A 16,884-nucleotide genomic window follows, 5' to 3' on the forward strand; every position below is an offset into this window, starting at 1 on the left:
TGACTATGAAAAATTATATGCAAACTACAAGAAAAAGGCAGCTTTGATTGCTGGATAACTGATTGATAGAAACCTCAATTTAATTTGTACTCAAACTTGACATAGGACCACGTGCCTTCTGTTGCTCCTGCTGTACATCCGCAAGTGCCTTAGCAATATTCATGATTGTATCGTTATCAAGGTTCACTGTGTTATTGTTGTCCATCGTCATAATATATGCTCTCCCTTCTGAAAAGAAAAAGAGCTATTATGACGTGAAGCTCATAACCAACTTCATCATATCACAATAGCTCTTGTTTGTCTGTATACCCCAATATGTTGAGGTTTAAGTGTCTTACGAGTTGCCTTAGGGTAATTCCCTTCACGGCATCCGTAACGGCCCTTAAAACGGCTCTCAGCGCATTTTAATCAAGTAATAAAGCAAGGAGATAGAGAAGTCTTAGAAGTCCTCTGTGTCTTCTTCCTGCGCTTCATCTTCTCTCCAGTCTACAAGAAGACTGCCAGTATGTGTGAGGATATTCAGCTTTTCATAATCTCTACACACATCATACATGTCTACTAAGTGCATGTAGCTGTACACATTATTAATAGCCTCTTGTGTTCGTAGTGTCTTATTCTTCCCATGTAGGGCGAAACTGCTACGAATCATACAGGCACATTCACGGCTTTTCAATGGTGTAAGTTCCATATCACATCGCAACGGAGTACAGTAATGGCTTTCCAAAAAGGAATACGGATTCTTTTCAAAGGGGCGGCACTCAACAGGTGTATAGCCCTTTTTGCGTCTGTTCTGGTAGAAGGCCGTACCAATATCACCGACGGCGACCCCATCAGCAGAGGTAGACACAAAGAACACATAGGCATAACCTTTTTTACCCCATCCAATAGATATGGCCGTCATGGTGTCTTTTCCATTCTTGTGAAGCCAGTTCTTTAGGCTTCTATGTTCTTTGTGAATGTCTTCCTTTTTCATCCGCTTCCTATACGTAGCGTATCCAATGACCCATTTATTGTTAATGGCGGCATCTGCAATCGTGCTAAAGTATGCAAAGTGTGTCTGCAAGCCTCTGTTACGCTCTGCAAAGCGGTTAATGACTTCCTCATCCGTCAAAGCTTCCGTGAGCTTTAAAAGCCGCTCATTCTCTTTCTTTCTGGCTCTATTGGCTCTCTTGAATCGCCTTTTGTCTGCTTCTGTCCACGCATGGCTATATGGTGTCTTTTCCTCTGTGTCTTCCTCTTCATCAAGCTTACAATAACGCATGAGAGAACCGCAAGGCAGGTCAAAGACCGTAACAGTATCCATAGTGTCACATGCTTCCTGCTCCATAAATTCATTCAATTCATCCATCAAAATCAGCATCCTTTCTTTTTGTCTATACTATTTGTGTACCCCAAAGTCCCCTCATTGGCTCTATTAAGCCATTTATGCGACCTTCTAACCCCCCCTATTTTTGTAAGCTCAAAACGTCCTCATAACGTCCTACAAAGACCGATGAAGTCCCTAAAGACCCGTTAATGATGATTGTTAATGATTATCCTAAATCCCCAAAATAGACAGGACAATAGAACCACATAGGCTCTAAGAGAATCCCATACATCCCATGAAATCATCATGCGTATCCTCTTCTATCAGTATGTGGAACAATTAGACAACCATTCATACATGGCACTATTGGTTTCTTCGCATGGTGGAACAATTCATCAAGCGTACATAGGTGTACTCTTTTCTTCGGTTAGTGCCACAATAGCACCATGGTATATAGATGGCACATTTAACAGCCCTCATAGAACCATGTAGGACGCCATGTAGGACAAGCGACGGTTTCTTTCCTTATTGTGCACCAATAAATTTATGTAGGACGCCATGTAGGACAAGCGACAAGGAAGCGGCCAAAACCAACAGATGAGATAGAGTATACATTTTATGATATATTTATGCATCTTTTATGAATTATCATTCAACCATTATGCAAAGACCCCGAAAAGCTCCCATGAGTAGGACTAAGACACACTCAAAGAATGGCTCAACCATGCCACTTACAGGCCATAGCGCCCTCATTAGTTCCGATAATCAAAGATTATCGGTAGTAATATTTTAGGTAGGAAGCGGCCATGAATACGCCTAACGAGCCTTAAATCTGCTTCTGTATGTCACCATGATTATTACATCAAAGAACAGCAGACCCCCTAAAACCTCTCGTGTCTGCTCCTCAATGAATCTGAACAGTCGCAACGCCCTATGGGGGATAGCGGCCCGAAAGCTCAGACACATAAGGTCACACGGAAATTTCATACAAAACGGAGTCCCTAAAGGTGGTCATTACCGTAAAGGTAGTTATTCATATATACTCATGACTTACGACCCTGTGCCATGGTGTCTTTTCCCTTTTCTGTGTGTCTTCTCAAAAAGAAAACTCTCTATTTGCCTCTGTAATCAACTTTTATATATCTGTCCATGTTCTTTATCATGAAAAATATAAAAGCTCATTACAGGCTCAAATAGACGTAATTTTGATTAAATCATGTGAAAATCGGTTATTTCCTTCACGCCACAAAGGCTCTTTCAAAAGTGGTGTATGCGTTCGTAATGAGAGGGTCGTAGGTTCGAATCCTATTAGTGGCTCCAAAAAATCAAGAGGCTGTCGCATATGCGACAGCCTCTTTTTGCGTTTGAAGTTGAAAGCTATCGCTTCAAACATCATACATCCAACTGCTCCTAAATCAATTTAATTCCTTCTCCTAAGTTGCACATGACTGCCAAATCCCCCTCTCCCTACAAACTCCATGCTACAAACTATAAAGCAAAAAGGGTCTCATTTTTTTGCCGGAAATCGGGGATGAATGGTATGGGGTCCGATCATTTTTTCCATCCAGACGACGTCATACCAGCGGTCGAATTTGTAGCCGCTGTTGTGGAAACGGCCTACCAGGGTGTAGCCAAGGCGTTGATGGAAGTTCAGGCTGCCGTTGGTGACATACGGATCCTGGTCGTCACGGGGTACGGCAATGCAGGCGTTGATGTTGAGTATTCCCATGGATTTCAAGGCTTTTTCCAGTGATTCGTACAGCTTGCGGCCAATCCCGTGTTTACGGGCGTTTACATCGACGTAGATGCTCGATTCGACGGACCAGGCATAGGCTTCACGGCCATAGAATGCATGCGCATAGGCATAACCGATGACCTTGCCGTCTATTTCGGCAACCAAGTAGGGATAGTGCCGCGAAATTTCTTGGCGGCGCCGTTCCATTTCCGCCATATCCGGCGCGGTGTATTCAAACGTAATGGCCGTCTTTTCCACATAGTGTGCGTAAATCCTGGCCAAAGCTGCCGCATCATCTCCACAGGCTGGCCGAATCGTAATATTATCGCTCATGGCCGTATCTCTCCTTTTCAAAGAACCCCTCAGACCGCCTTCGGCGGCCAGCTCCCCTATCATGGGAGCCTTAAACCTCTCAGACCGCCTTTGGCGGCCAGTTTCCCTGCTCATAGGAGCCTTAAACCTCTCAGACTGCCTTCGGTACCCAGCTCCCCTATCATGGGAGCCTTAAACCTCTCAGACTGCCTTTGGCGGCCAGTTTCCCTATCATGGGAGCCTAAAAAAAAGACTATGGCATGCTCTCAGGATTTCCATGCCATAGCCCCTGTTCCCGGTATATGATTATTTCCAGAATTCCCACCAATGGCGGTTGTCTTTTTCGGCCAGCTGCTGGCGCAGGCTATCTCGTTCGGCCTGGACGGTGGCCAGTGTTTCCTGGAGTTGTTTGTGTTCGTCTTCGATGATACTGCCTTCTTTTTTCAGGCGGTCCAGTTCGCTCTGCAGGGCATCGGCCTGGTCCTTGTTCTGCTGAGCTTCCAGGGCTTTGACTTTGACTTCAGACAGTTCGTTCTGTTTGGCGATCAGGTTCTGCTGCAACGTGATGACCTGCTGCTGGGCTGTGTTGAGGTCCTGCTGGGCTTTGAGCAGCAAAATGCGCAGGTTGTGCGATTCTTGCTGGGCATTGGATACTTTTTCACTTTCCAGTTCGGTAATGGTCGCCTGGTCGTGGAGGCCGCGCAGCTGGTCGAGGATGCGGACAGCTTCCGTATCGAAGGCCCATTCGCCTTTCTGCATGGTGGCGTGTTCTTCTCCGTCATGATTGATTTCGTCCAGATGTTTTTTGACGAACTGGATGATGCCCTGACGGGTCTTGATATTATAGCGGTCCATTAAATCTCTTGTCGTAATCACGTGTTTTCTCTCCTCATGTTTACTATCTCTGTTTTTGCATTTACCTGGCTCATTTTTCCAATAAAAAAAAGGCTTAACCATGCCAGCCAGCGCAACAGCAATTCATATAAATCAATTACCTTTAGTTTACCGTATTTCAAAGAATAATGCAACGAAAAGGGGGCTGTCACATGAAGATTCCCGTCATGTGAGGCCCCATTTCAGTCGATGTGCAATTAGTATCTATCCGATTAGATGGAAAGTTGGACGAAATTCTGGCCAAAGCGCAGGTATTCGCCTTGGGGCAGTTTATAGGCTTTGGAAATGGCGTTGGCTTCTGTCGGGACTTCCGGCGTCGTTTCCAATTCGTAAGACTTGGCATAGGCACCTGCTGTGTCCGAAGCGGTCAGGCCGGATTTATCGAACTTCAAATCGCTGCCGTCATAGATGCGGATACCGATGACGATGCCGCCCTGGAGATAAGCATCCATATGGTGGTTATCATAAATCCAGCGGTCTGTTCCCTGATCTTCGGCAGTACTGCTCGGCTGGCCATAGGCAGCCGTCAGGTCTTCCTGGGTCATGCCAAGGTAGACGCCGCCAATGGATTCGTAACGGTCGGCGTTGAGGGAACGGCGTAAGGGCATCTTATTGTCTACGATGAGGTACTGATGGGATTTATGGCCCATCAAATCCATCTTGATTGTCCGGTCGCCGGTCTGTTCATGGATGGTAAAGGTCCCGGTCCGCGGGTAATCATAGGTACAGTCTTTCGGATCCGTCACCGTGCAGCCGTTGATGGTGTTTCCTTCGATGGTCATGACCAGGTTGCCCTTGGTGCTGTACCATTCACCGGCAGCCGGGTCGAGCCAGTCGACGACATTCTGGTCCGGAGCGGCCTGAGTCGTTGTCGTCACCGTAGCCGTTGCCTGCGGTTCTGCTGCCGTCGTTTCCGTCGTAGTCGTATCTTCTGCAAAGCAGACGGCTGATAAACTCATCGTCACGAGCGCACAAAGGATCATATTTTTTGCTAATTTTTTCATTCTCATTCGCTCCTCTTCTGTTTACTTTCTGTAACTGTTAATTATACACGTCTTCCAGAAAGAAAACAACCGTCTTTACTTCTGTTTATGTTTGTTTACACTTTTCTTAGCATGTTGCTTAGCACTCTGCTTATCTTTCTTGGTCTTCGTTTCCGGCGCCTTTACGGTGTTGTCTGCGTCCTTGGAAACTTCCGCTTCCTGGTGCTTGGCCGGGATGGAAACGGTATCGATCAGGGTGCCGTCATTTTTCAGGGCGCTGACGCGGAATTCATCCGGTTCGACCTGGAGCGTCAGGTACATGGGCATATCCGTCGGGTTATAGTAAACGACATCGGTCGGTTTCTTGACCGAGCCATCCCAGGATTCTGTTCCGGAGCGTCCCGTGGCAATGTAGACGGTCCCTTCTGTAGCGGCCTGGTCGTTCTTGATGGGAACGGTCCGTTCATAGCAGTGTTCATGGGCCGTAAATACCAGGGGGACATCGTATTTATCGAAGAGCGGCATGAAGTATTTGCCGTTTACATCGAGGGTGCCGTTATACGGGCTGTCCCAAGGCGGACGGTGCATGAGGACGACCAGCCGTTTCCCGGCCTTCTTGGCCGCAGCCAAATCCTTGTCGAGCCAGGCTGCTTCATCTTCCATCATCGTCGGACGCCAGCCGTTCAATTCTTCATAATCCGTATTGAGGGACACGTAGTGGACGTCGCCATAATCAAAGGAGTAAGCCAGGCGGTTCTGGTCCTTCGGTCCACCATAGGGCACGGCGAACAAGGCCTTATACGTATACGGTTCGGCAAATTTCCAATCCATGCTATAGGCTTCGTGGTTGCCCAGGACCGGGACAAAGGGGATGTGGCTGGTCAGGACATCGGCATTTTCAAACCAGTCCCGCCACTGGAAGTAGGCCTGCCCGTTGTCGGTAATGTCGCCCATGTTGATGAAGAAAGCCGCATCATCGTTCTGCTGCCAGGCGATCTGCGCCGTCTGACCCCAGACGCTGTAATCAGTGGACTGAGAGTCGCCGAAGACGAGGACTTTGTATTTGTTTAAATCTTCTTTTGTCGTCGAAAAAGTAATCCAATCGGTCGCACCATCGGCATTGACGATACGGTATTCATATTCCGTCGCCGGTGTCAGTTTCTGCATGTAAGCCCCATACGTATAGGGTGCCGGATTGTCGGCGTCGTAAATGGGAGGCCGTTTTCCTTCGGTCACATAAGCCAGCTGGACATCATCCTGGTCCTTGTGGCGGTATTCTACACTGTAATCGCTGCGGTCGCTGTCAGACTGCCAGGAAATGGTCTTGCCCGTCGCACTGTCCTTGGCGACGACCTGCATCAGGTTATCCACGGACATGGCCAGGGCCTGACCGGAAAATAAAGTAAACGCACTGAGGAGCGCCGCCAGGAGATGGCGCTTTCTATATTTCATGTGTTTTCACGTCCTTTCTTGTCACAAAATGTATTGTAGCACAATTCGTTGATTTGGCAATCTTTTTCGTTGACATCGATTTCCCTATCTCTTATAATAAGTGAATTGTATACTGCTGCATTGATGAGGAGAGAAAAGAATGAATACACTTGATTTGCTGTTGTTGGCTGTCGGCCTGTCCATGGATGCCTTTGCCGTTTCCATCTGTAAAGGCCTGTCACTGGGGAAAATCAACTGGCGCCACATGGTCCTGGCCGGCCTGTGGTTTGGCGGCTTTCAGGCCCTGATGCCGGCTATCGGCTATGGCTTGGGCAGTTTTTTCGCCGATATGATCGATGCCTATGATCACTGGGTCACGTTCATCCTGCTCGGCGCCATCGGCCTCAATATGATCAAGGAGTCCTTTGAAGCCGAAGAACACTGTGATGCCAGCATGAGTCCCTATACCATGCTCATGCTGGCTATCGCAACCAGTATCGATGCTCTGGCCGTAGGCGTCACCTTCGCTTTCATGGACATCGCCCTCGTGCCGTCTGTGACACTCATCGGCGTGACGACGTTCTTGTTCTCGGCAGCCGGGATAAAAGTCGGCAGCCTCTTCGGGATGCGCTATAAAAATAAGGCCGAACGTATCGGCGGGGCCGTCCTCATCTTGATTGGTTTGAAAATATTGCTGGAAGGCTTGGGCGTGTTGCAAAAAAAGGCTGTCGCATTGGCGACAGCCTTTTTTCTGTAGGGGCGCCACGTGGGGCGCCCGTTCGCGCAAATCGGTTCACGGGCATCTTACATATACCCGCGGGCTCGCCACGTGCGAGCCTCTACGAAATATAAATTATTTAACTTCGTGGATCCAGCCTTCCGGTCCTTCGATTTCGCCCATCTGGATACCCCGCAAGGTCTTGTACAGTTTCGTCAGGACAGGACCCATTTCGTCCATGCCGCTGGGGATGCAGATTTCTTTGCCGTGGTCGACGACTTTGCCTACCGGGCAGATGACGGCAGCTGTACCGCAGAGGCCGGCTTCAGCGAATTCGCTGACTTCTGCGAATTTAACCGGACGGTGTTCGACTTTCATGCCAAGCATGTCCGTTGCGATCGTAATCAGGGAACGGCGGGTGATGGACGGCAGGATGGAGTCCGATTTCGGCGTAACCAAAGTGCCATCTTTCTTGACGAAGAGGAAGTTAGCGCCGCCCGTTTCTTCTACGTACGTGCGCGTAGCCGGGTCGAGGAACATGTTTTCATCGAAGCCGTTCTGATGAGCCAAAATGTAAGGATACATGCTCATGGCATAGTTCAAGCCGGCTTTGATATGGCCTGTGCCGCGCGGTGCTGCACGGTCGAAATCAGAAATGCAGATCGTAATCGGTTTGACGCCGTTCTTGAAGTACGAACCGACGGGCGTGCCGAAGAGGCGGAACTGATATTCGTCAGCCGGTTTGACGCCGATGACCGGGTTAGTCCCAAAGAGATACGGACGCAGGTAGAGAGCGCCGCCGCTTTCAAAGGGAGGAATATAATCCTTATTGGCCCGGACGACTTCGTCGACAGCTTCCATGAACATATCTTCCGGAACCGGCGGCATTTCCAAGCGTTTTGCCGAGTCCATCAAACGTTTTGCGTTCTGGTCCGGACGGAAGGTGACCGTGCGGCCGTCTTTGGTTTTATAGGCTTTCAAGCCTTCAAAGACTTGCTGGCAGTATTGCAGGATGCCGGCACATTCATTGAGGACGACATTCGGGTTATCTGTCAATTCCCCTTTGCCCCATTTGCCATCTTTATAGTTGGCAACATAACGTTTTGCAATCGGCTGATATTCAAAACCCAAGGCCGACCAGTCAATATTAACATTTGACATCGCAATTCCTCCATTTCTTTTTTAAACAAAATAATTTATATCTATTTTGTAATTATAGATTAATCACTTCTTTCGCTTTTGTCAATGGGAGAAATTCTCACCGGATTATTGTTAACTAATTTATGCTATTTAAAAATTGACAATAAGTCGATTATTGGCTATAATCCAGATTATCGTAAACCTTTTAAATATTATTATGGTTTACATTTATCCAAAGGAGTGATTTCATGGTTTCTTCTGTCCTCTCAGCCCGTCGCTGGGATACGCGGGATATGGTCTTATTCGCCCTGTTCACGGCGCTCATCGCCATCGGGGCTTTTATCCGCATCCCTGTTCCGTTCTGTCCTTTTACGCTGCAATTATTGTTCACCACCCTGGCCGGACTGCTCCTGGGCAGCCGCCGCGGCGCCGCCTCGGTGGCCGTCTACGTCCTCTTAGGGCTGGTCGGCCTGCCAGTCTTCACGTCTGGTGGCGGTCCGTCCTATATTTTCCAGCCGACCTTCGGCTATCTCATCGGCTTCATCGGCGGTGCCTGGCTGACCGGATACATTGCCCATCAAAGCGCCATGCCATCGCTGCAGCGCCTGCTGGCTGCTGATTTTGCCGGCCTCATCATCGTCTACGCCTGCGGCATGGTCTATTTAGCTTTAATCAATAACGTATACCTGGGCACACCGATCAGTCTGTGGACACTCTTCGTCTACTGCTTCGTCCTGCCCATTCCCGGTGACATCTTTCTCTGCATCGTCGCCGCCTTCCTGGCCCGCCGGATACGTCGGACCACTGCCCTCTAGAAAGGAGTTCGTTTACTATGAGTAAAGGTTTATTCATCACCGGGACGGGGACGGACATCGGCAAGACCTATGTCACGGCCCTGCTCATCAAGACACTGCGCCAGCACGGCTATGACGTCGGTTATTATAAGGCTGCCATCAGCGGCGCCCCGACCGTCGCGGCCAGTGATGCCGGTTATGTAAATGAGGTAGCCGGGATTGGCGAATCGCCGGACCTGCTCTTGTCTTATCTTTACGACCACGCCGTGTCGCCTCACCTGGCAGCCCGCTGGGAAGAGAAGCCCATCGAAAAAAGCGTCATCCTCCGCGACTGGCAGCGCGTCACGGCAGCCTATCCCTACGTCACGGTCGAAGGCAGCGGTGGCATCATCTGTCCCCTCCGCGAAGATGATGCCATCAGCTTCCAGCTGGAAGATCTCATCGGCTGGCTGCACATCCCATCGCTCATCGTCTGCCCTGCTGGCCTGGGGACCATCAACGGCGCCGTCCTTACCGCCTTTTATATGAAAGAAAAGGGCCTGCCTGTCCAAGGTTTCATCGTCAACCATTATACGGGAAGCCCCATGGAAAAAGACAACATCCGCATGATTGAAAAGCTCAGCGGCAAGCCCGTCCTGGCCGTCGTCGGCGACAACGCCGAACTTTTACAGGCCGATGCCCAGGCTTTGATTCAACTATACCAGTAAGGAGTGATTTACATGAGTTTACTTGAAGCTGACTTAAAATACATCTGGCATCCGGCCCAGCAGATGAAGGACGCCGAAGTCTTCCCACCCGTCGTCATCGACCACGGCAAGGGCTGCTATCTCTATGACACAGAAGGCAAAGAATACATCGACATCATCAGTTCCTGGTGGTGCAATCTTCTCGGCCACTGCAACGACGAAATCAACGACGCCATCAAAGACCAGCTCGGCCAGCTGGAACACGTCATCTTTGCCAATTTCTCCCATCGTCCTGCCATCGAGCTCTGTCAGGCGTTGCTGCCGCTGCTGCCAAAAGGGCTGACGCATTTCAATTTCACCGATAATGGCTCATCGTCTGTCGAATGTGCCCTGAAGATGGCCTTTCAATATCAATATCAATCAGGCCATCCCGAACGGCAGCGTTTCATGTGCCTGTCCGAATCGTATCACGGCGAAACCATCGGCGCCTTGTCTGTCGGCAGTATGGACCTCTATGCCCGCATCTACAAGCCCATGATGATGAACAACATCCATTTCGATGGCCTCGACTGCTACCGCTGTCCTTATGGCCAGACGCGAGATACCTGTAATTGTGAATGTTTCGTCGGCGCTGAAAAGGCCTTTGCCGCTTATGGAAAGGAAACGGCTGCTCTCATCGTCGAACCTATCCTGCAAGGCGCAGCGGGTATGCGCATCTACCCGCCGGAATACCTGCGCCGCCTGCGCCAGCTCTGTGACCAATATGGCGTCCTGCTCATCGACGATGAAGTCGCTGCCGGATTCGGCCGGACAGGCAAGATGTTCGCCATCGAACACGCCGGCGTCAGCCCGGATATCCTCTGCACGTCTAAAGGACTGACCGGCGGCTACCTGCCCATGTCCCTGACGATTACGACCGATGCCATTTACCAGGCCTTCTACGACGATTTCAAGACCCACAAGGCCTTCGTCCACAGCCACACCTATGCCGGCAATCCCCTGGCCTGCCGGGCAGCCCTGGCTGTGCTGCACATCATGGAACGCGACGATATATTAAAAAAAGCTGCCGAAAAGAGCATCTACCTTCACGAAAAGTTAGACGCTGCTCTCGGCAGCCACAGCCATGTCGGCGAAATCCGCCACATCGGCCTGATCAATGCGATTGAATTAGTTGAAGATAAACGGAGTAAACGCGCCTTTGACCCGGAAAAGCGGGTCGGCTGGCACATCTTCCGCAAAGCCATGGACCTGGGACTGGTCCTGCGCCCCATTGGCGACGTCATTTACTTCAATCCGCCCCTCACCATTGATGAGCAGACCATGGATGAAGCCGTCCGCCGCTGCCGGGATGCCGTCCATGCCGTCTTAGGCGACGATTAAGCCTTCAGCGCCGCATCCAGGGCCGCTTTGACATGGGCCTTGATGTCGTCATAAGACTGGCCTGGCTGGGCTTCGTAGAGTTTTTCCGTGCCGATGAACATAGACGGCACATAGTAGTAAGAATGGCCCTGTACGACTTCGGGGTGTTCCGATTCTTCGTACCAGTCGACGGCTACCTGGCGGTAAGCCGGATTTTCTTCGATCAGTTCAGCCAAGGCTTCTTTGGCGCCCTTGCAATAGGGGCAGCCGTTCATATAAAAAGCGGTGATATTCTTCACGGGAATCGTCTCCTTTCCAGGGAACAGACAGGTTACTGATGACCTCCGCAGCCGTGGGAACCGCAGTGATGTTCACCATGGCCATGCTGCTGGTCGTGATGGCTGCAAGCTACGTCGGGATTGAATTTCAGCGTACCATTGAGCAAATCCTTGACGGCTTCATCGGCACTGCCCGTAACGCCGCCATAGAGGTCAATCGAAGCGGCCGCCAGGGCCTGCTGGGCTCCGCCGCCGATGCCGCCGGCAATGACGGCATTGACTTCCTGGGCCTGCAGGAAACCGACCAGGGCACCGTGGCCCTGACCATTGGTGTCGATGACGTCAGCCTTGACGATATGGCCATCTTCGACATCATAGATCTTGAATTTTTCCGAATGGCCGAAATGCTGGAATACATTCCCATTTTCATACGTAACTGCTACTCTTATCATAACAATTTCTCCTCCAATCTGCAATAACCGGACGGGTCCTCGCGGCCCGTCTTTTTTGACATATGTCGATTAATTTGATTTCAGTATATGACATATGTCAGTATTTGTCAATAAAAAAGGCGCTGTCGCATAAAGACAGCGCCTTTTTGAGTTCATCGTAGGTCGTTTATCGTTCGTCATAGGGGCGCCCACGTGGGGCGCCCGTTCACGCCAATCGGTGCATGGCCATCTTGCATATACCTGACGGGCTAAAAAGGTACGTGCGAGCCCCTACAAAAAAGCCATCGCATCAAACGTCAATCATTCCCGCTTCCCGGCGAGATGACGACGGTCGGTGTACTGTTGCCTTTGACGGAGTACATATTATAGACGTAGTCCGGCGTCAGTTCACCTTTGAGATGGAATAAAGAGTAGGCGTCGACGGCGTTCATGTAAACGACGTCGCTCTTGACGTATCCCGGGGCGATGCCATAAGGACTGGTCAGGATGCCCTGCTGGGAATTCCACTGTAAATCCAGTTTCAGCGCCGTCGCCACGGCCACGGACGGCAGGTAAATCTGGCCATTCTTGCCCAGTGCCCGCTTGGCCAGTTTATGGCCGTTTACAACTAAATCGTAAGCCTTGGCGATGTACGTGACGTTGCCATCGGAGGCGTTGATCTTATCGGAGATTTCCTGGAAATCAGCAAAATCTTCTACGCCATAGCCGGCCAGGGCCTTCTTGACCTGAGCGATGCTCAGGGACTGCCAGCCGTAGCCGTCAGGATAGATATAATAAGAAACCGTATGGTCCGGGTCGACGTCGATGACCAGGCGGTCATAATAGACCGTGACCGGCGTCCCGACGGATACATACTGGTAGAGGTCTTCTACATCGGCTTCTTTCATGCGCACGCAGCCATTGGATACGTAGCCGCCGATGGATTCAGGATGATTGGTCCCATGGATCCCATAGTTACCGTAAAAGCCGATCCAGCGGTAGCCAATAGGGTTGTCCGGTCCTGAACCGATCTGGATGCTCGTGTCATCCGGGTCGACCCAGGTCGGGTTGACTTCCTTATATTGGACGGCATAGTAACCGGTCGGCGTCGGCGTCGACATCTTGCCGACCCCGACGTGATACATCTTGACCTTCGTATCGCCTTCATAGAGCGTTAAGATACGGCTGGCCAGGTTGATACCTATTTTCTTTTCCGATTCGACCGCCTTGGCCTGCTGGCCTTCCTTGGCGGCCGTCTGGCTTTTCGTGTCCTTCTTCGCCGTTACGGCTGGCTGGGCCGGTTTCGTTTCTTCCTGCGGCGCCGCCGTCGGCTTGATTTCCACTTTGACTGCAAAAGGAGCCGGTCCAGTCTTCAGTTCCGGCGTATCGGCCCAGGCAGCTCCAGCGGTCACGGCCAGGACGCAGGTCAGAGCCATCATTCGTTTCAGCAAAAAAATCCCTCACTTTCATCGCGCTGATGCGCCTTTATTTTGATTTACATTTATTTAATCTTCGTTTACATCATCTTCCCGGCCGCTGCCATTCAGAATCAGGTTGAGGACGACAGCCGTAATACTGCCCAGGGTAATGCCACTGTGCAGGACGATGTTCGCCCACGACGGGAAGCTGTGGAAAAAGTTCGGCGCCGTCAGGGTGATCATGCTGACGCCGATACTGATGGCGACGATCATCAGATTGTACGTCCCGTCGAATTTAACTTTACTCAAGGCCCGGATACCGCTGGCAATGACCATGCCGAACATGGCTACGCCAGCACCGCCTAAGACGGAATTCGGGATAGAGGCGACGACAGCCGCCATCTTCGGGAACAGACCCAAAGCGATGAGGATGATGCCAGACGCGGCGACGACGAAACGGCTCTTGACGCGGGTAACGGCGATGAGGCCGACGTTCTGGGCAAAGGCCGTATAAGGGAAGCTGTTGAGGATACCGCCGATAAAGGTCGATAAGCCATCAGCCCGGAGGCAGCGTGCCAGGCGGCTGCGGCCAATGGGGCGGCCGACGATGGACCCGATAGCAATGCAGTCCCCCGTCGTTTCTACCATCGTGACAATCATGACGACGATCATCGACAGGATCGAGCCGATATCAAAAGTCGGGAAGCCGAAGGAAAAAGGCGTGACTAACCCGATCCAGGCCGCGTTGCCGACTTCGGCGAAGTTCGTCTGCCCTAAAATCATGGCGATGATCGTCCCGCCGATGAGTCCCAGCAGGACAGAAACATTGCTCAAGAAGCCCTTGCCGCAGCGGTAAATAGCGATGATGATGACCAGGGTGATGAAGGCCAGGAACAAATTCATCGGTAAGGCGAAGTCCGGCGACTTCGGATTGCCGCCGCCCATCCAGTTGACGGCTACCGGCAGCAGGGTGATACCGATGATGGTGATGATCGTCCCCGTGACGACAGGCGGGAAAAAGCGGATGAACCGGCTAAAGAAAGGGGCAATGAAGAAAGTGAACAGCCCGGCAATGAGAATCGACCCGTAAATGGCCGTAATTCCGTGTTCCGCCCCGATGAGGATCATCGGCGTGACCGACGCAAAAGTGACCCCCTGGATCATCGGGATGCGGGCGCCGATTTTCCAGAAGCCTAAAGTCTGTATCAGCGTGGCGATGCCGCAGGAAAATAAGTCGGCATTGATCAGGTGGACCAGTTCAGCCGGCGACAAGTGCAGGGCCTGGGCAATGATGATCGGTACGGCTACGGCCCCGGCGTACATGGCCAGGACGTGTTGCAGACCGTAGGCAAAGAGCCGGCCAGCCGGCAGCATTTCGTCAACGGGATGGATCCGTTTAGTCAGGTTTTCGTTCATTTCGTAAAAGTCACCTCATGTTCAAAAAAAGCCTGCACCATGGCAAGCGATTTTTTCTTAACAATATACATACCTATAAAAAATAACAATACCGTTTTTATTATACCATTGCCTCAAAAAAAATAAAACATGTAGATAAATTTTACTCAATCTTTACATATTCTTTTCAAAACAATGATATGTCTCTCATATACTGATTTTAAGTACACAGAGGAGGAAATAACGTGTTCAGTATCAGCAACAAGCACGAAGAATTCTTCGATTATCTCATGACCAACGCCGAAAAATTCCATCGCGGCGCCCTCATCGCCCATGAAGTCATGGAGGACGTTTCAACCATTTCCATGCATCTCAAGGAAATCGTCAAACTGGAACACACGTCGGACAAAACCAACCAGGAAGTCATCTTCAAATTGTCCCGTGTCTTCATCACGCCTATCGACCGGGAAGATTTTTACAAACTGACGTGTCAGCTCGAAGACTGCATCGATTCCCTGCAGGGCGCTCTCATGCGCACCAGCATGTATCACGTCACGGAAGCGCCGAAAGCGGCCATCGCCATGACCGAACAGATTGTCACTATGGGCGAAGAATTGAAGAAGATTTTCTCTTTCTTGAAGGATATCGACCACAACGAAGCCAAACTCATGCGTCATGCTGAACGACTGAACCGCCTCGAATCGGAAGTAGACCATATCTATCGCCAGGAAATTTCCAGGCTCTTCAGCGGCGATGAAACGGACCTGCTCAACGTCATCCGCTGGAAAGGTATCTTAGGGACTCTGGAAGAAGCGGCCGACCACGTCGAAACCCTGGGAAATACCATTAAAGAGGTGACCATGAAATATGCTTGATATGTCGCTCATCATCATGGTCGTCGTCCTGGCTCTGGTCTTTGACTTCATCAACGGCTTCCACGATACGGCCAATGCCATCGCAACCTGCGTATCGACACGTGCCATCCGCCCTGGCGTCGCCATCGTCGGTACGGCTATCCTCAACTTCCTCGGCGCCATGATTTCGACAGGTGTCGCCAAGACGATTGGCGGCGACATCGTCGTCTCGCCGACGTTAGTCAACGAAATGATCATCATCGCCGGCCTGGTCGGCGCTATCATCTGGAACCTCCTGACCTGGTGGGTCGGCATGCCTTCCAGTTCGTCTCACGCCCTCATCGGCGGCATGATCGGTGCCATCATCGTATCGGCCGGCGTAGCCGCCCTCAACGGCTGGGGTATCCTGAAAATCGTCCTGTCCCTCATCATTTCACCGGTTTCGGCCATCATTACGGGCTTCATCATCATGAAGATCATCTTTGCCGTCTGCCATTCATTCAAACCGGCAAAGGTAAACCTGGCGGCCAACAGGCTGCAAGTCGTGTCGGCGGCCCTCATGGCTTTTTCCCACGGCTCCAATGATGCCCAGAAATCCATGGGTATCATCACCCTGGCATTGGTATCGGGCGGCTTCATCACCAGCCTGGAAGTACCGGACCTGGTCAAATTCCTCTGCGCCCTGTCCATGGCCCTGGGGACCAGCGTCGGCGGCTGGAAGATTATCCGTACCGTCGGCGGCAAGATATTCAAGATGCACCCCGTCCACGGCTTTGCAGCCGACTTGAACTCAGCGGTCGTTATCTTCTCGGCCACCCTGCTGCACCTGCCCGTCTCGACGACGCACGTCGTTTCCGGATCCATCATGGGTGTCGGTTCGGCACAGCGCATCAAAGCCGTCCACTGGAGTGTCGCCCGGCAGATGGTCACGGCCTGGGTCATGACCATTCCCTGCACGGCTGCCATGGGTGCCTTGTCGTACGTCATATTGACAAAAGTGTTCTTCTAATCTAAGGAATCAGGCGGGACGCCCATCGCTGCTGTCCGTTTTGGCAGCCGTCCTATGCCTTCCGTTGGTCGGCACTTGACGGGCCAAAAAGGCTTTGGGCGTCCCCTACGAAAAAAACGTGTCCCCTAGGGGACACGTTTT

The 16,884-nt window shown here is 51.2% G+C and carries 16 protein-coding genes; 6 read left to right on the forward strand and 10 right to left on the reverse strand.

Annotated elements, in window-relative coordinates; all coding sequences use genetic code 11:
• Nucleotides 1-439 precede the first annotated feature (439 nt).
• The 5 genes from ACFCTO_RS08285 to ACFCTO_RS08305 form a co-directional block, all read right to left on the reverse strand.
• Entirely contained in the window at nucleotides 440-1,348 is a 909-nt protein-coding gene (locus ACFCTO_RS08285; RefSeq protein ID WP_499876711.1) for a hypothetical protein, read from the reverse strand.
• A gap of 1,465 nt (nucleotides 1,349-2,813) precedes the next feature.
• Nucleotides 2,814-3,374, reverse strand: coding sequence for a GNAT family N-acetyltransferase (locus tag ACFCTO_RS08290; RefSeq protein WP_499876712.1), 561 nt, complete (start codon nucleotides 3,372-3,374; stop codon nucleotides 2,814-2,816).
• Nucleotides 3,375-3,659: 285 nt separating this feature from the next.
• Nucleotides 3,660-4,229, reverse strand: a complete 570-nt coding sequence (locus ACFCTO_RS08295) for a kinesin (RefSeq protein WP_147675874.1) — start codon at nucleotides 4,227-4,229, stop codon at nucleotides 3,660-3,662.
• Nucleotides 4,230-4,459: 230 nt separating this feature from the next.
• Complete coding sequence (locus ACFCTO_RS08300) at nucleotides 4,460-5,251, reverse strand: hypothetical protein (protein WP_292299922.1); 792 nt, start codon at nucleotides 5,249-5,251, stop codon at nucleotides 4,460-4,462.
• A 75-nt stretch (nucleotides 5,252-5,326) separates the two neighbouring features.
• Nucleotides 5,327-6,682 (reverse strand): purple acid phosphatase family protein, encoded by a 1,356-nt coding sequence (locus tag ACFCTO_RS08305; protein WP_499876713.1) that lies wholly within the window; start codon nucleotides 6,680-6,682, stop codon nucleotides 5,327-5,329.
• A 139-nt stretch (nucleotides 6,683-6,821) separates the two neighbouring features.
• On the opposite strand from ACFCTO_RS08305, the gene ACFCTO_RS08310 reads away from it, so the two are divergent.
• Nucleotides 6,822-7,418, forward strand: coding sequence for a manganese efflux pump MntP (locus ACFCTO_RS08310; protein WP_499876714.1), 597 nt, complete (start codon nucleotides 6,822-6,824; stop codon nucleotides 7,416-7,418).
• A 96-nt stretch (nucleotides 7,419-7,514) separates the two neighbouring features.
• Here the strand turns inward: ACFCTO_RS08310 and ACFCTO_RS08315 are convergent, their stop codons facing one another.
• The gene (locus ACFCTO_RS08315; protein ID WP_292299924.1) at nucleotides 7,515-8,540 is read right to left on the reverse strand and encodes a branched-chain amino acid aminotransferase; all 1,026 of its coding nucleotides are present in this window, start codon (nucleotides 8,538-8,540) and stop codon (nucleotides 7,515-7,517) included.
• A gap of 227 nt (nucleotides 8,541-8,767) precedes the next feature.
• On the opposite strand from ACFCTO_RS08315, the gene ACFCTO_RS08320 reads away from it, so the two are divergent.
• From ACFCTO_RS08320 to bioA, 3 genes are read left to right on the forward strand one after another with little or no spacing between them, the layout of a single operon-like run.
• A complete protein-coding gene (locus ACFCTO_RS08320; protein WP_499876715.1) occupies nucleotides 8,768-9,334 on the forward strand; it encodes a biotin transporter BioY in 567 nt (188 codons plus the stop codon).
• 17 nt (nucleotides 9,335-9,351) lie between these two features.
• A complete protein-coding gene (gene bioD, locus ACFCTO_RS08325; protein WP_292261235.1) occupies nucleotides 9,352-10,020 on the forward strand; it encodes a dethiobiotin synthase in 669 nt (222 codons plus the stop codon).
• Between the two features lie 12 nt (nucleotides 10,021-10,032).
• Nucleotides 10,033-11,379, forward strand: a complete 1,347-nt coding sequence (gene bioA / locus ACFCTO_RS08330; protein WP_292261233.1) for an adenosylmethionine--8-amino-7-oxononanoate transaminase — start codon at nucleotides 10,033-10,035, stop codon at nucleotides 11,377-11,379.
• Here the strand turns inward: bioA and ACFCTO_RS08335 are convergent.
• From ACFCTO_RS08335 to ACFCTO_RS08350, 4 genes are all read right to left on the reverse strand, one after another.
• Nucleotides 11,376-11,657, reverse strand: a complete 282-nt coding sequence (locus ACFCTO_RS08335; RefSeq protein ID WP_020311601.1) for a glutaredoxin family protein — start codon at nucleotides 11,655-11,657, stop codon at nucleotides 11,376-11,378. The genes bioA and ACFCTO_RS08335 overlap by 4 nt on opposite strands.
• A gap of 32 nt (nucleotides 11,658-11,689) precedes the next feature.
• Entirely contained in the window at nucleotides 11,690-12,088 is a 399-nt protein-coding gene (locus ACFCTO_RS08340) for a NifB/NifX family molybdenum-iron cluster-binding protein (RefSeq protein ID WP_292261231.1), read from the reverse strand.
• A gap of 296 nt (nucleotides 12,089-12,384) precedes the next feature.
• Entirely contained in the window at nucleotides 12,385-13,518 is a 1,134-nt protein-coding gene (locus ACFCTO_RS08345) for a L,D-transpeptidase (protein ID WP_499876716.1), read from the reverse strand.
• A 54-nt stretch (nucleotides 13,519-13,572) separates the two neighbouring features.
• The gene (locus ACFCTO_RS08350) at nucleotides 13,573-14,901 is read right to left on the reverse strand and encodes a nucleobase:cation symporter-2 family protein (protein WP_499876717.1); all 1,329 of its coding nucleotides are present in this window, start codon (nucleotides 14,899-14,901) and stop codon (nucleotides 13,573-13,575) included.
• Between the two features lie 224 nt (nucleotides 14,902-15,125).
• Here ACFCTO_RS08350 and ACFCTO_RS08355 point away from each other — a divergent pair, with 224 nt between their 5' ends.
• Both ACFCTO_RS08355 and ACFCTO_RS08360 read left to right on the forward strand, forming a co-directional pair.
• Nucleotides 15,126-15,755, forward strand: a complete 630-nt coding sequence (locus tag ACFCTO_RS08355; RefSeq protein ID WP_499876718.1) for a DUF47 domain-containing protein — start codon at nucleotides 15,126-15,128, stop codon at nucleotides 15,753-15,755.
• The gene (locus ACFCTO_RS08360) at nucleotides 15,748-16,743 is read left to right on the forward strand and encodes an inorganic phosphate transporter (protein WP_299722919.1); all 996 of its coding nucleotides are present in this window, start codon (nucleotides 15,748-15,750) and stop codon (nucleotides 16,741-16,743) included. Before ACFCTO_RS08355 ends, ACFCTO_RS08360 begins: the two co-directional genes overlap by 8 nt.
• Nucleotides 16,744-16,884 lie beyond the last annotated feature (141 nt).

The sequence above is a fragment of the Megasphaera indica genome (assembly GCF_046614755.1).
Lineage (GTDB): Bacteria > Bacillota > Negativicutes > Veillonellales > Megasphaeraceae > Megasphaera > Megasphaera intestinihominis.